Genomic DNA, 14,236 nt, shown 5'->3' with positions numbered 1-14,236 from the left:
CCGCCATGGCCTTCCTCTTCGCCCAGTTCCTCACCGGCCTTGCCAATGCCGCGGCGCTGTTTCTCGTCGCCTCGGGGCTGTCGCTGATCTTTGGCGTCACGCGGATCGTCAACTTCGCTCATGGCTCTTTCTACATGCTCGGCGCCTTCATCGGCGTCACGCTGATGGAGGTGCTGCCCGGACATCTCGGGTTCTGGGGCGCGATCGTGCTGACCGGGCTGGCGGTGGGCCTCATCGGCGCGCTGGTCGAGGTGGTGGTGCTGCGGCGCATCTACCGCGCCCCCGAGCTGTTCCAGCTGGTGGCCACCTTCGGGGTGATCCTGGTGATCCAGGACCTGGCACTGATGATCTGGGGCGCCGAGGACCGGCTGGGGCCGCGCGCGCCGGGGCTGCGCGGCGTCTGGCGCATCTTCGGCGAGCCGGTGCCCAAGTACGACATCGTGCTGATTGCCATCACCCCCTTCATCCTGTTGGCCCTGTGGTACCTGATCACCCGCACCCGGCTCGGCATCCTCGTGCGCGCCGCGACGCAGGACCGCGAGATGGTCGGGGCGCTCGGAGTCAATCAGGCCTGGCTCTTCACCGGGGTCTTCGCGCTCGGCTCGGCGCTGGCGGGCTGGGGCGGCGCGCTGCAGCTGCCGACGGGAGGCGCGGACCTGCTGATGGATTTCAACATCATCGGCGCGGTCTTCGTCGTGGTGGTAATCGGCGGCATGGGCTCGCTGCCCGGCGCCTTCGTTGCATCCGTGCTGATCTCAGTGCTGAACGTCTTCGGCGTGACCTACCTGCCGCAATCGACGCTGGTGCTGATGTTCGTGGTAATGGCCCTTGTGCTGATCGTCCGGCCCTACGGCCTGCTGGGCCGCGAAGAGGTGGCGGGCGAGCACGGGCAGGTCGGTGCCCCCGAGACGCCGATCCGTCCCTACGGCCCGCTCGGCGTGGCGCTGACCGCCGCGCTGCTGGCGCTGCTCGCCGCGCTTCCGGCCTTTGCCGACACCTTCCTGATGGTGCTGGTGATCGACATCGTTGTCTTCGCCCTTTTCGCCGCCTCGCTGCACTTCATCCTCGGCACGGGCGGGCTGGTGAGCTTCGGCCATGCCGCCTTCTTCGGCGGCGGCGCCTATGCGGCGGCATTGCTGGTCTTTCACACGCAGACGCCGATGGAGCTCGCCTTTCTCTTTGCGCCGCTTGCCGCGGGGCTGCTGGCGCTGGGGATCGGCTGGTTCTGCATCCGCCTTTCGGGGGTCTATTTTGCCATGCTGACGCTGGCCTTCAGCCAGCTCGTCTGGTCGCTCGCTTTCCAGTGGCGCAGCGTGACGCGCGGCGATGATGGGCTGATCAACATCTGGCCCGCGGACTGGCTCAACGCCACGGTTCCCTACTACTACTTCACGCTGGCGCTCGGCGTCGGCGGCATACTCACCCTGCGGCATGTGATCCATTCGCCCTTCGGCTACGCCCTGCGCGCCGGGCGCGACAGCCCGCGGCAGGCCGAGGCCATGGGCATTGACGTCAAGCGCGTGCAGCTCGTCGCCTTTGCGCTGGCCGGGGCCATGGCCGGGCTGGCGGGCGGGCTCTTCGTCTTCTCCAAGGGGTCGGTCTTTCCCACCGAGCTGGAGATCGCCAAGAGCTTCGACGCGCTGATCGTGGTCTTCCTCGGCGGGGTGAAGACACTGGCCGGCGGCGTGGTCGGTGCCAGCTTCATGACCTCGGTCGAGCATTGGCTGACCCGGCTGGAGTACTGGCGCCTGTTGCTGGGGCTGGTGATCATCGCCGTGGTGATCCTGATGCCCGAGGGCATCGTCGGCACGCTGCACCGCCTCTGGCAGCGCTGGCGCCCGGCATCGGAGGACACCGCGCGATGACCGAGATCCTCCGCGCCGACAATCTGCGCAAGAGCTACGACGGCTTCCTGGCCGTGGACGGCGTCAGCTTCTCCGTCCGGCAGGGAGAGCTGAAGGCCCTCATCGGTCCGAACGGCGCCGGCAAGTCCACCTGCTTCAACATGCTGACCGGGCAGCTGAAGCCCAGCGGCGGCGAGGTCCACCTCGAAGGCACGCGGATCACCGGCAGGCCGCCGCGCGAGATCTGGCGCATGGGTGTCGGGCGCACGTTCCAGATCACCGGCACCTACCGCTCGATGAGCGTGATCGAGAACGTGCAGATGGCGCTGATCAGTCACCACCGGCGCATCTTCACCTTCGGGCCGCGCGCGTGGAAGCTCTACCGCGATCAGGCGCTGGAGTTCCTGCGCACCGTCTCCCTCGAGGATCAGGCCGACCGCCCCTGTTCGGTTCTGGCCTACGGCGATCTCAAGCGGCTCGAGCTGGCCATCGCGCTCTGCCACCGCCCACGCCTGCTGCTGATGGACGAGCCGACGGCGGGCATGGCCCCCGCGGCGCGGATCGAGCTGATGCAACTGGTGGCGGACATCGTGCGCGAACAGGGGCTTTCGGTGCTGTTCACCGAGCACGACATGGACGTGGTCTTTGCCCATGCGCATCACATCATGGTGCTGAACCGCGGCGCGCTGATCGCCGACGGCAGCGCCGACGAGGTGCGCCGCGATCCCCGCGTGCAGGAAGTCTACCTGGGCGGCGGGACACTCTTCAAGGAGGCGGGCGATGCTTGAGGTTTCGGCGATCCACAGCTTCTACGGCAAGGCGCATATCCTGGACGGGCTGAGTTTTTCCGTGGCGCGCGGCGAGGTGGTCGCCCTGCTCGGGCGCAACGGCGCGGGCAAGTCGACGACGATGAAATCGGTGATGCAGCTGGTACCGCCCCGGGCGGGATCGGTGAGCTTCGAGGGCCGCGAGCTGGTCGGCCTGCCCGCCTATCGCACCGCCAAGGCGGGTCTCGGCTACGTGCCCGAGGACCGACGCATCTTTTCCGACCTGACGGTGCTGGAGAACCTCGAGGTCGGCCGCCAGCCGCCGCGCGAGGGCGCGCCGCATTGGACCGTTGCGCAGCTCTTCGAGCTGTTCCCCAACCTCGCCGAGCGGCGCCACAACCGCGGCAAGCACATGTCGGGCGGCGAGCAGCAGATGCTCAGCATTGCCCGCACGCTGATGGGAAATCCGGCGCTGCTGCTGCTCGACGAGCCCTCCGAGGGTATCGCACCGGTTATCGTAGAGCAGATGGCGCGCAGCATCCTGACGCTCAAGGCCGAGGGGCTGACCGTGCTGATTTCGGAGCAGAACCTGCATTTCGCCCGCGCCGTCGCCGACCGGGCGATCATCCTCGAGAGCGGGCAGAAGAAGTTCGACGGCAGTTTTGCCCTGCTCGAAAAACAGCCGGAGATCCGGGATGCCTATCTCTCTGTCTAGGATTGACGCCAAGTAGCGCCACATCCTCGTTGCGATGTGCCGCTCCGCGCCCTACCTGTGGGGAGAAAGGAGCGCCCATCTTGGACGAGACGCCCAAAGCCCGCACCAGCGAAGACCATGGCTACCTGCTGCACGAGCAGGTCGGCTTCCTGCTGCGCAAGGCCTACCAGCGCAATTGCACGATCTTCTCGGACAAGATCGATGGGGCCCTGACACCGATGCAGTTTTCCATCCTGCACCGACTGGCCGAGGACGGGCCGATGTCGCAGAACATGCTCGGACGCTCGGTGGCGATGGACGGGGCAACGACCAAGGGCGTGGTCGACCGGCTCAGCGCCCGCGGGCTGCTGCGCACCGAGCGCGATCCCACCGACCGGCGTCGGCACCTCGTCTCGCTCACCTCCGAGGGAGTGGCGCTGGTCGACAGCGCGACAGATGCAGCCATAGAGGTCAGCGCCGACGTGCTCGACCCGCTGAACAAGCGCGAACAGCAGACCCTGATCAGGCTGCTCGGCAAGATCGCCTGAGGGCTAGAGGTCCAGAAGCAGCGGACAGTGATCCGACACCTCGGGCGCGCGCACCACGGTGAAGCCGCGCACCGCCGCCGCATTGCTGACCGCCATGTAGTCCGCGAACTTGCCCGGCTTGGCGTAATGCGCGCTGCGGGTGCCTTCGAAATTGCCCGCGGTCACCAATTCGGTCATTCCGGCCTCTGTCATCAGGCGCAGCGTCTCGCTGCCCGGCTCGACGTTGAAATCGCCACAGACGACGCGCAGGTCACCCGGCTCGGCCACCTGTTCGAGCAGCGCAAGGAAGCGCCGCGCCTGCGCCGCGCGCTCGTGCGTGTCCATCTTGCCGCGCAGATCGCGCAAGCCGTGCATCTGCGCGATGCTCACTGCGCTACCCTGCGCGTGGTCGAAGACCCGCAGGGCATGGGCGCTGCGTGAACGGGGGTGCTCGCCGAAGCCGTCCGGCTCGTAGCCCTTGTGCACGAAGCCCTGCGCCTGTCCGATGATCGGCAGCGACCGGTGAACGAAGCTGGCCAGCCCCCAGCGCGAGGGCACAGGCAGCTCACCGTCCCAGAGCATCCCCTGCGCCGCCGGGCAGAAGATCGCCGCATGCTCGGGCAGCACCGCCGCCACCTCGGAGAACAGGTTGGCACGCTGCGCCAGCACGTGGTCGCCATCGCGGTAGGTGAGGTCGAGCTTTGATGTCTCGGGGCTGTGGATCACCTCCTGCAGGCAGAGCACCTCGGGCGCTTCCTGCGCCAGATATCGCAGCAACGGGCCATGCAGCGTTCCGCCCCAGGCATTGAGTGACATGATCCGCAAGGCGCGCCCTCCAAAGAGAAACCCCGGGACGCGGAACGCCCCGGGGTCTTGCTAGCGGATATGATCGCTCGGGGAAACGTCAGGCCGTGGCCTTGCCGCCCTTCACCCGGCGGACCAGCCGCATGACCAGCACGTAGAAGCCCGGCACGAGGAAGATGCCGATGACGGTCGAGGCGAGCATCCCGCCGATCACCCCGGTACCGATGGCGTTCTGCGCCGCTGCCCCCGCACCGCTGGCGGTGGCCAGCGGCACCACCCCGAGGATGAAGGTCAGCGCGGTCATCAGGATCGGCCGCAGCCGCAGCTGCGCCGCCTCCTTGGCCGCCTGCGCGATGCTCCGCCCCTGCCGCCGCAGGTCCTCGGCAAACTCGACGATCAGGATCGCGTTGCGCGCCGCGAGGCCGATGGTCGTCAGGATGCCGACCTTGAAATAGACGTCGTTCGACTGGCCGAACCAATAGGCCGCCAGCAGCGCGCCAAAGAGGCCCACCGGCGCCGCCAGCATCACCGAGAAGGGGATCGCCCAGCTCTCGTAGAGCGCCGCCAGCGCGAGGAAGACCACGAGGCCCGAGATCGCATAGAGCAGCGGTGCCTGCGCGCCCGATTGCTGCTCTTGGTACGAGAGCCCGGTCCAGGCCAGCCCGTAGCCCCCGTCCATGCCCTCGACCAGCTCCTGCATGACGTCCATCGCCACGCCCGAGCTGACATCGGAGCTCGGCGAGCCCGAGACCTCGATCGCCTGCGTCGCCGAATAGCGTTGCAGCCGCGGCGCGACAGGCTCCCATTCGGTCTTCATGAAGGCCGAGAAGGGCACCATTTCGCCGTCCGAGTTCTTGGCGTACCAGTCCATGATGTTCTCGGGCTGCATGCGATGCGCGGCATCGGCCTGCACGATCACCGGCCGCAGCTCGGAGCCGAGGATGAAGTCGTTCACCTCGCTGCCCGAGAAGATCACCGAGAGCATCGAGTTGATCTCCGACAGGGTGAGGCCGAAGCTTTCCGCCTTCTCGCGGTCGATGGAGATGCGCAGCGCGCTCTCGTCCTCGGTGCCCGAGACGCGGACGTTGGCGATCTCGGGGCGGCTGGCCGCCTCGGCCTCGAGCGCGTCCGCCGCGTCCTGCAGCGCCTCGATGCCGTTGCCGGCCTGATCGACGAGGTAGAAGGAAAAGCCGCCGGTGTTGCCGAGACCGCGAATGGCGGGCGGCTGCATCACCATGATCTGCCCGGCGCGGCTGGAGGCAAAGGCGGCAGTGGCCCGCGCCGCGACGGCGCTCGCCGAAAGATCGGGATGACCCTCACGCACCTCGAAATCGCGCAGCTTGACGAAGACCATGGCGCGGTTCTGGCCCGTGCCGCCGAAGCCGAAACCGAGCGAGGCGAAGGTGCTTTCAACCGCGTCGCCCTCCTCGTTCAGCAGGTAGTCCTCGACCTGCTCAAGCGTGGCTTTCGTCTGCTGTGTCGTCGCGCCCTCGGTGAGGTTGATGATGGTCATCAAAACGCCCTGGTCCTCGGCAGGGATGAACGAAGAGGTCAGCCGCTCGTTGACCATCCACGCCCCGCCGAGCGCGCCCGCCAGCACCAGCAGCACCAGCGCCGGCATCTTCAGTGACCAGTCCACCGCGCGGCCATAGCCCTCGGTGACCTTGGCGAGCCCGCTGTTGAACCAGCGCGCCGGAGCGAATTTCGCCGGACCGTGCGCGGGTTTCAGCAGCCGCGCCGACATCGGCGGCGAGAGGATGATCGCCATGACCAGCGAAATCGCCATCGCCGCAACCATGGTGATCGAGAACTGCCGGTAGATCACCCCGGTGGAACCGCCGAAGAAGGCCATCGGCAGGAACACCGCCGCCAGCACCACGTTGATGCCGACCAGCGCGCTGGTGATCTGGCCCATCGAGCGTTTCGTCGCCTCCAGCGCCGAAAGCCTCTCTTCCTCCATCAGGCGCTCGACGTTCTCGACCACCACGATGGCGTCATCGACCAGCAGGCCGATCGCCAGAACCATGGCGAACATGGTCAGCGTGTTGATCGAATAGCCTGCCACCATCAGCACGCCGAAGGTGCCGAGCAGCACCACCGGCACGGCCATCAGCGGCACCAGCGTCGCGCGCCAGCTCTGCAGGAAGATCAGCAGAACGGCGAGCACCAGCACCACAGCCTCGAAGAGCGTGTGGTAGACCTGCTCGATCGACAGCTCGACGAAGGGCGAGGTGTCATAGGCGGTGCGGAACTCGACCCCGTCGGGCAGCGCGGCACTCAGCTTGTCGAGCTGCGCACGCACCGCCGCAGCTGTGTCGACGGCGTTGGCCCCTGTCTCGAGGTTGACCCCGAAGCCCGATGAATTGAGCCCATTGAACCGCGAGTCGGAGCCGTAACTTTCCTGCCCGATCTCGACCCGCGCCACGTCGCCCAGACGGACCACGCCGCCCTCTTCGGACGAGCGCAGCAGAATGGAGTCAAATTCCTCAACAGTCGTCAGCTGGCTCTGCGCGGTGATCGTCGCGGTGAACTGCTGGCCTTGCGTGGTCGGCTGCTCGCCCAGCGAGCCGACAGAGACGGTGGAGTTCTGCGCCGACACCGCGCTCACCACGTCCGAAGCGGTGAGCTGGTAGCGCGCCAGAGACAAGGGATCGAGCCAGATGCGCATGGCGTAGCCCGAGCCGAAGCTCTGCACGCCGCCAACGCCCTCGGTGCGCTCGATCGGCCCCTCGACGGTGGTGGACATGATATCCCCCAGTTCGAGCGTGCTGTAGGTGCCGGTCGTGTCGACCAGCGCCCCGACCATCAGGATAGACGAGGACGAGCGCGAGACGCTGACCCCCTGGCTCTGCACCGCCGACGGCAGACGCCGTTCGATCTGGCTGACCTTGGACTGCACTTCGTTCTGCGCATCGACCGGGTCTACGCTCTCGTCAAAGGTGATCTCGATGGAGGACCGCCCCTGCGAGGAACTGGAGGTCATGTAGAGCATGCCATCGAGGCCGGTCATCGCGTCCTCGATCTCGCGCGTCACCGAGTTCTGTACCGCCTCGGCGGTGGCGCCGGTGTAGGTCGCCGAGACGCGCACGGTGGTTGGTGCGATATCGGGATACTGGCTGACCGGCAGGGTGACCACGGCCATCGCCCCGGCGAGCATGGTGAGGATCGCCAGCACCCAGGCGAAGACCGGGCGCGCAATAAAGAAATTTCCCATGACGTCAGCCCTCGTTCCCAGTCGAGTCCCCGGATGAGGGAGCCCCGCCAAAGCTCTCGGGCGTGCCGTCGGCGCGGGTCACCACGCCGGTCTCAGAGATCGTCACCTCGACCGGGCTCACCGCCGCACCGCTTTGCAGGTTGCGCAGCCCGTCGACGATGAGTTGCTCGCCGGCCTCCACGCCCTCGGTCACGATCCAGGCATTGTCGTAGCTTCCCTGCGACGAGAGCGTGCGCTTCTCGGCCTTGCCGCCGGCGTAGACAAAGGCGGTCAGCGTGCCGTCCGAGGCGCGCGAGGTGGCCCCCTGGGGCACCAGGATCGACGGGGTGGTGCCGAAGGTCAGCTTCACCCGCAGGAACTGCCCGGGCAGGATGCCGCGACGGGGGTTATCGAAGCGCAACCGGACAACCGAGGTGCCGGTCGTGGTGGACACGCTGACCGGCGGCGAGACGAAGGTGCCCTGCCCCTCGAACATCCTGCCGGTTTCCAGCTCGAGCTCGGCCTCGATCCGGTCGCCGCGGGTGAGCGATCCCTGGTCGAGCCGATCACGGGTCTGCTGGATGCGGGTGATGGATTCCTGCACGTCGACGTAGATCGGATCGATACGGGTGACGGTGGTCAGTTCATCGCTTTGGTTGGCGGTGACCAGGTCACCGACCGAGACCTCGGGCAGCAGGGCGATGCCGTCGATCGGGCTGGTGATCTCGGTGCGCTCGAGGTCGAGCTTGGCCAGTTCCAGCGCCGCTTTCGCGGCGCTCAGCGTCGCCTTGGCCTGCATCACGTCGACCGTCGCGGTGTCCACGTCGGCGGCCGTCACCCCGGTGCCCACCAGCTTCTCGTAGCGCGACAAGGTGGTCTCGGCGCTGCGCAGCGCCGCCTCGGCCCCCGCCACATCCGCCTCGGCGGCATCGACGTCCGCCTGGTAGGTGTCGCCGTCGATGCGGAACAGCACGTCACCTTTCTGCACGTCGCTGCCCGGCTCGTAGAGGATTTCCGAAATCACCCCCGCGACGCGCGGACGGATCGCCACCTCCTCGAAGGCCGTCGAGCGCCCCGGGAGGGTCACCGAATAGGGCACGTCGCTGGCTTCGAGCGTCACCACCCCGACCTCGCGCGCGGCACCGGCGCCTTGCTGCTGCGCAAGGAGCATCGGCGTCTGTGAAAGGGTCAGCGCAACGGCTGCGGCAAGGACACGGACGGTCCGGGCTGTTCGGCGAGACGCCATGTATTTCTCCTTAGGTCGGACGCCCGGACAAACAGCGCCCGCGCGAGCACTTGATACGCAGCAAAGGTGACGTTCCGCCGCAGCAATCCTTGAAATTTCTCTGACCTTTTCGTGAGATGGCCGAAATAGGCCTGACTGCGCACGAAAAGAGGGCACGCGCGCGCACCCTCTCCCCGATTTCTCAAGCTATATCAGCTGACCCGGCGCTTTTCCGGCTTGGCCACCACGCCGCCCTGCGCCTGTGCCTCGCGGCGCGCCGGTTTGCGCGTCTGCGCCATCCAGGCGATCACCAGCATGATCACGATGCCCAGCGGCGGCAGGCCCCAGCCCATCCAGACCGACAGCGGGTTGCCCGCCATGATCACCTGGAAGGCCAGCGCCACGACGGTGCCGGTGCAGAACACGAGCAGTCCCTGCTGCCCCAGCAGCCGCAGCGGCGCGGCGTATTTGCCGGCGCAGAACCGCGTCACCGAAGGCAGGCACGACAGCACATAGGCCAGCGCGAGAATGTTCAGCAACCGCGGCAGCGCCACGAAGGTCTTGTCATGGGTGGTCAGGTGGAACGGGATGCCCGCCTGGTAGAGCCGCGCCATCTGGTGGTTGATCACCGCACCGAACTCGGGGATGAACTTCCACGCCAGCACCAGCACGCAGAAGCCGAGGCAAGCCCAGAACAGCGGCCGCGAGACCGGCACGAAACGCTCGCCCCGGCGCATGGCAAGCCCGGTGAGCATGCCGATGGCAAAGAGCAGCTCCCAGCTGATCGGGTTGAAGAACCAGCCGCCCGGGTTGGGGAAGTTCGGCAGGTTGAGCCGCCACAGGCCCGCCGCCATCCAGATCGCCAGCGCGGTCCACAGCAGCGCCTTGGGCTTCCACAGCCCCAGCAGCAGCATGGCGGGCGCAAAGAACAGCAGCACCGAATAGGCCGGCAGGATGTTCACGTAGCCCAGCTGGTGGGTCAGCGCGGCGATCCCGAAGAGCGACTCCTCGGGGTTGCCGAAGACCTGCCGCAGATTGATCGTCTCCAGCAGTTCGGGGAGGTTGTAGATCCCCGCCGCCGCCGAGAAGATGGCGATCGCCCAGACCGTCATGAAGATATGCGCGAGATAGAGCGTCCAGCTCCGCTTCCACATGGGCAGCACGCCGTTCATCAGCCCGTGCTCGGCCCGGGCCTCTGGGGTCAGCCGACCGGAATAGGCCAGCGCGGCGGCGAGGCCGGACATGATGAAGAACGCTTCCGCCGCATCCGAGTGGGTGAAGTTGCGGATCGTCAAATACTCGTAGGGGTTGCCCGGTACGTGATCGATGAAGATCATGATCAGCGCCAGCCCGCGGAAGGCATCGATACGCGGGTCGCGCGGACGCTTCACCGCCGGCGGCTTGGAGGGCGTCTTGGTGCCCGGGAAAGAGACGAGCTTGTGTTCAGGCTGCTGCATGCTGTGCCCCCCGTCCAGCGCCGGGCTCCGGCAGCGGTGCCAGCGGCACGCCGCTCCAGCGGGTGTGGATGTCACGATAGGCGCTGACGACGGGCGACGGTGCCAGCTCGTCGGGGGTGATGAAAAGCTTGTGGGTCAGGGGACGCGAACTCCAGGAGATCAGCACCGGCGCAAACAGCATCGGCAGGCAGACCGGCAACAGCCAGGGCACGAGATCGGGCGACAGCCAGGCGGTGACCGCCAGCGCCACGGCACCGGTGGCGGTGATCCACAGACCCGCACGGACGCCCTGCACGAGGCTCAGCTGCCCCTCGCCGCGCTGGCTCGACGGCCAGCCGCCGTCGCGGCCCGACAGAACCTGCAACACCGCCTTGGTCTGGTACATCAGCATCAGCGGCGCAATGAGCGAGGTCAGCAGCACCTCGGTGATCACCGACCAGAAGGCGCGCGCCGCGCCGCCGAAGCCCCCGACCCGGCCGGTCAGCACACTCTCCAGCAGGATGGCGAACTTGGGCATGATGAGCAGGCCGAAGATGCCGATCATCAGCGCGATCATCTCCTTGGTCCGGTCGCTCGGGAAGACCGGGAACAGCAGGTGGGGCTCGGGGAAATAGTCCGGCGGTGGCGCGGTGACCGCGGCGATCACCGAGGCCACGAGGAAGCCGAACCAGAGCAGCGACACGAGGTAGGAGAAGATCCCCAGCACGAAGACGAAGCGGCTCCAGGGCGCGAGGCCGGGCGCGAACAGCAGGCGGATGTGCTGCAGGTTGCCCTGGCACCAGCGGCGGTCGCGCTTGGCGAAGGACAGCAGGTTCTCCGGGCCCTCCTCGAAGGAGCCGTCGATGCTGGCATCGACTTCGACCTTCCATCCCGCGCGCGCAAGCAGCGCCGCCTCGACGTAGTCATGGCTGAGAATGTGCCCGCCAAAGGGCGGCTTGCCCTGCAGCTCCGGCAGGCCGCAGCTCTCGGCGAAGGCGCTCACGCGGACGATGGCGTTGTGCCCCCAGAACGGCCCGGTCGCGCCCTGCATGCGGGCAAGACCCCGGGTAAAGACCGGCCCGTGGAAGGCTGCCGCGAACTGCATGGCGCGGCCAAAGAAGCTGCGCCCGCCGACGATGCGCGGCAGGGTCTGAAGCAGGCCGATCTGGGTGTCGTCCTGCATCCGCGCGATCATCTGCCGGATCGCCGCGCCCTCCATCAGGCTATCGGCGTCGAGGATCACAGCAAGCTCGTAGGCTCCGCCGGAACGGCGGAAGAAATCCTCGATATTGCCGGCCTTGCGACCGCGGTTGTCCTCGCGGCGGCGGTAGAAGATGCGGCCCTGCCCCCCGGTCTCCTCGAGCAGCCGGGCAAAGGTCCGGCGCTCCTGCTCGGCATTGGCCTCGTCGCGCGTGTCCGACAGGATCGCAACATCCGCCGTCACCCCGGCGGCGATGATCGACCGATCCATCGCCGCGATGCGCGCGAAGGTCGCAACCGGGTCCTCGTTGCAGATCGGCACCAGAACCACCGTGCGGGGCTGGGGCATCTGCATCTCGATCTCCCGGCGGCGGCGCATCGGCGCAAGCCCGGAAAGCGCCAGAGCCGCCCCCCAGGCCAGCCAGGCCGTGGTGACCAGGATGAGCCCCGCCCGAACGAAGTCGAAGGGCTCGACCCCATCCTGCAGCGCCACTTCGAGCAAGAGCCCCGTGGCAGTGCCGGCTGCGATAAGCGCAAAGATGGCCGCGAAAACGCGGGTGGCGACCGTCTTGCGGTCGGGACGAGGCAGAACGGGCATTTTCAGGTCCTCAGGTCAGTCCTCAGGCGCGCTGGCCCGGCATAAGGATGCGCATGACAAGATCGCCGAGCGACACGCGCGCTGCGCGCGGTGCCTCGACTTCCTGACGCGGCATGTCCATCGGTGCTTCGGGCGGGGCCCAATGCGGCATCTCGATTGCGCGCGCAGTGGCCACGTCCTGTTCCTTCATCGGTTCAGCATTCATTCCTTCACCCATTGATAAGTCCAGGTTTCGGTAAGCATACGACCATACCCTTTGAGCCCGGCCTTGAGCTCGGCCACGGCACCGTTCGGCGCGGAGACTTCGAGCACGAGGCGCCATGTCTCGGTTCCCGAGATCCGGCTCACAACCGCTTCGGCAATCTCGCCGTTTGCGGCACTCACTTGTGGTTCAACTTCGGCGCCCGCGGGAAGTTCCCCCAAAGTGCCGCCTTCGAAATCGATGACGAATTTCCGCCGATCGGTGTCCTGCTCGACCCCCGATACGCCGCCCCGGCCCACCCGCGTGCGCACCACGCGGGCCCGGTCGACGGCCCCGTCGCCCTGCGGGGTCATGCCCCAGTGCAGGCGATAGGAATACTCCAGCGCATCCCCGGCCTTGGTCTCGGCCTTGGGAATCCAGAATGCCACGATATTGTCGTTGGCCTCGAGATCAGAGGGGATCTCGACCAGCCGCACCGAACCCTCGCCCCAGTCGCCGATCGGCTCGACCATGAGCGTCGGACGCTTCTCGTAATGGGCCTGCGCATCGAGGTAGTGCTCGAACTCGCGGGTGCGCTGCACGAGGCCAAAGCGCACCGGGCTGAGCGCACCGAAATACGAGCTGGCCAGCCGCGGCGGATTGTTCAGCGGGCGGAAGAAGGTCTCGCCACCCTGGGTGGTCAGCACCAGCGCCTCGCTGTCGTGCACCGCCGGGCGGAAATCGTCAAAATCGCCCATGTCGGGCCCGCCGAAGAGGAACATCGAAGTCAGCGGCGCGATGCCGAGCTGCTGGATGTCGTTGCGCAGGAAGAGCCGCGCGGTCACCTCGATCTGCGTGTCCTCGCCGGGGCGGATCACGAAGCGGTAGGCCCCGGTCACCGAGGCGCTGCCAAGCGCGGCGTAAACGGTCATGTGCTCGGCGCCCGGCCCCGGACGTTCGAGCCAGAACTCGTTGAAGCGCGGGAATTCCTCGGCCCCGGAGAGGCCGGTGTTCACCGCCAGCCCGCGGGCGCTGAGCCCGTAGGTGTTGTCGCGTCCAAGCGCGCGAAAGTAGCTCGCGCCGAGGAAGGCCACCAGCTCGTCGAAGGTGTCGGCGCGGTTCAGCGGGTTGTGCAGCCGGAAGCCGGCGACGCCGGGCATCTCGGTGTTCTCGGGGATCGGGGTCTCGACCGACGAATAGTCGAAGTCCGCGGTCGAGAAATGCATCTGCCGCGACTCGCCATTGACCACCTCGTGCAGGCGCACGGGCTGCTTGAACAGCCAGCCGAGGTGGAAGGCATGCAGCTTGAAGGTGTCGTCCGGCAGGTCCGCCCATCGGGCCTTGTCGGGATCGAAACGGATGCGCTGATAGCCGTCGTAGTCGAGCTCGGCGAGGAACCCCTCGACCTGCTCCGGCTCCTTTGGCGCGGTCTTGGCCGCCTCGGCCATCTGCGCCGACAGGATGTCGAAGGAAAAGGGCGTGGTCTGGGTCTGGATCGAGTCCTCTGCCGCCGCGCCCACGGCTTCTTCGGTCGCCTCCTGCGCGGCAAGAGGCGCTGCACTCAGCAACGCCGGAACTGCGGCGGAGCCGGCGAGCTGAGCCAGAAACTGGCGTCGATTTTGACGCGCCACGAACGCGCGTCCGGACACAACAGGACTATGGGTCGGAAACTTCCGCAAATGTCTGCTCCAAGGGGTGGTACTGGCCGGAAATGTGATATCGAGTACAGGAAAGACAACACCCTGTACTCTAAGGGGTTCCCTTCAA

Annotated in this window: 11 protein-coding genes; 4 read left to right on the top strand and 7 right to left on the bottom strand. The window is 67.1% G+C overall.

All coding sequences use genetic code 11. From position 1 onward, the window contains the following. Positions 1-5 precede the first annotated feature (5 nt). From BM397_RS00415 to BM397_RS00400, 4 genes are all read left to right on the top strand, one after another. A complete protein-coding gene (locus BM397_RS00415) occupies positions 6-1,865 on the top strand; it encodes an ABC transporter permease (RefSeq protein WP_092426656.1) in 1,860 nt (619 codons plus the stop codon). Further along, positions 1,862-2,632 carry an ABC transporter ATP-binding protein gene (locus BM397_RS00410; protein WP_092426658.1) on the top strand — a complete coding sequence of 257 codons (771 nt, stop codon included), beginning with the start codon at positions 1,862-1,864 and terminating at the stop codon, positions 2,630-2,632. Before BM397_RS00415 ends, BM397_RS00410 begins: the two co-directional genes overlap by 4 nt. Then, positions 2,625-3,326, top strand: coding sequence for an ABC transporter ATP-binding protein (locus BM397_RS00405; RefSeq protein ID WP_092426660.1), 702 nt, complete (start codon positions 2,625-2,627; stop codon positions 3,324-3,326). The genes BM397_RS00410 and BM397_RS00405 overlap by 8 nt, the downstream gene beginning before the upstream one ends. An 80-nt stretch (positions 3,327-3,406) precedes the next feature. Continuing rightward, positions 3,407-3,853, top strand: a complete 447-nt coding sequence (locus BM397_RS00400) for a MarR family winged helix-turn-helix transcriptional regulator (protein ID WP_092426661.1) — start codon at positions 3,407-3,409, stop codon at positions 3,851-3,853. Between the two features lie 3 nt (positions 3,854-3,856). Here the strand turns inward: BM397_RS00400 and BM397_RS00395 are convergent, their stop codons facing one another. From BM397_RS00395 to BM397_RS00370, 7 genes are all read right to left on the bottom strand, one after another. Then, on the bottom strand, positions 3,857-4,648 hold the full coding sequence (locus BM397_RS00395) for an endonuclease/exonuclease/phosphatase family protein (RefSeq protein ID WP_245696128.1): 792 nt from the start codon (positions 4,646-4,648) through the stop codon (positions 3,857-3,859). A gap of 88 nt (positions 4,649-4,736) precedes the next feature. Beyond that, entirely contained in the window at positions 4,737-7,850 is a 3,114-nt protein-coding gene (locus BM397_RS00390; protein WP_092567344.1) for a multidrug efflux RND transporter permease subunit, read from the bottom strand. A 4-nt stretch (positions 7,851-7,854) separates the two neighbouring features. Beyond that, the gene (locus BM397_RS00385; protein WP_092426667.1) at positions 7,855-9,075 is read right to left on the bottom strand and encodes an efflux RND transporter periplasmic adaptor subunit; all 1,221 of its coding nucleotides are present in this window, start codon (positions 9,073-9,075) and stop codon (positions 7,855-7,857) included. 191 nt (positions 9,076-9,266) lie between these two features. Next, positions 9,267-10,511, bottom strand: a complete 1,245-nt coding sequence (locus BM397_RS00380) for an OpgC family protein (protein WP_092426669.1) — start codon at positions 10,509-10,511, stop codon at positions 9,267-9,269. Beyond that, positions 10,498-12,288, bottom strand: a complete 1,791-nt coding sequence (mdoH, locus tag BM397_RS00375) for a glucans biosynthesis glucosyltransferase MdoH (RefSeq protein WP_092426670.1) — start codon at positions 12,286-12,288, stop codon at positions 10,498-10,500. Before mdoH ends, BM397_RS00380 begins: the two co-directional genes overlap by 14 nt. Before the next feature lie 22 nt (positions 12,289-12,310). After that, the gene (locus BM397_RS28855; protein ID WP_143015388.1) at positions 12,311-12,493 is read right to left on the bottom strand and encodes a hypothetical protein; all 183 of its coding nucleotides are present in this window, start codon (positions 12,491-12,493) and stop codon (positions 12,311-12,313) included. Then, entirely contained in the window at positions 12,490-14,100 is a 1,611-nt protein-coding gene (locus tag BM397_RS00370; protein WP_245696123.1) for an OpgD/OpgG family glucan biosynthesis protein, read from the bottom strand. The genes BM397_RS28855 and BM397_RS00370 overlap by 4 nt, the downstream gene beginning before the upstream one ends. Positions 14,101-14,236: the final 136 nt, after the last annotated feature.

Origin of the sequence: Alloyangia pacifica, assembly GCF_900116195.1 — a bacterium.
In the GTDB taxonomy this organism is placed as follows: Bacteria; Pseudomonadota; Alphaproteobacteria; order Rhodobacterales; family Rhodobacteraceae; genus Salipiger; species Salipiger pacificus.
The sequence above is the reverse complement of the archived record's forward strand: the minus strand, read 5'-3'. Positions and strand labels throughout refer to the sequence as shown.

Coding starts and splice junctions, on each gene's coding strand:
- BM397_RS00415 (WP_092426656.1), top strand. CDS start 6: ATGGCCTTCCTCTTCGCCCAGTTCCTCACCGGCCTTGCCAATGCCGCG.
- BM397_RS00410 (WP_092426658.1), top strand. CDS start 1,862: ATGACCGAGATCCTCCGCGCCGACAATCTGCGCAAGAGCTACGACGGC.
- BM397_RS00405 (WP_092426660.1), top strand. CDS start 2,625: ATGCTTGAGGTTTCGGCGATCCACAGCTTCTACGGCAAGGCGCATATC.
- BM397_RS00395 (WP_245696128.1), bottom strand. CDS start 4,648: ATGTCACTCAATGCCTGGGGCGGAACGCTGCATGGCCCGTTGCTGCGA.
- BM397_RS00390 (WP_092567344.1), bottom strand. CDS start 7,850: ATGGGAAATTTCTTTATTGCGCGCCCGGTCTTCGCCTGGGTGCTGGCG.
- BM397_RS00385 (WP_092426667.1), bottom strand. CDS start 9,075: ATGGCGTCTCGCCGAACAGCCCGGACCGTCCGTGTCCTTGCCGCAGCC.
- BM397_RS00380 (WP_092426669.1), bottom strand. CDS start 10,511: ATGCAGCAGCCTGAACACAAGCTCGTCTCTTTCCCGGGCACCAAGACG.
- mdoH (WP_092426670.1), bottom strand. CDS start 12,288: ATGCCCGTTCTGCCTCGTCCCGACCGCAAGACGGTCGCCACCCGCGTT.
- BM397_RS28855 (WP_143015388.1), bottom strand. CDS start 12,493: ATGAATGCTGAACCGATGAAGGAACAGGACGTGGCCACTGCGCGCGCA.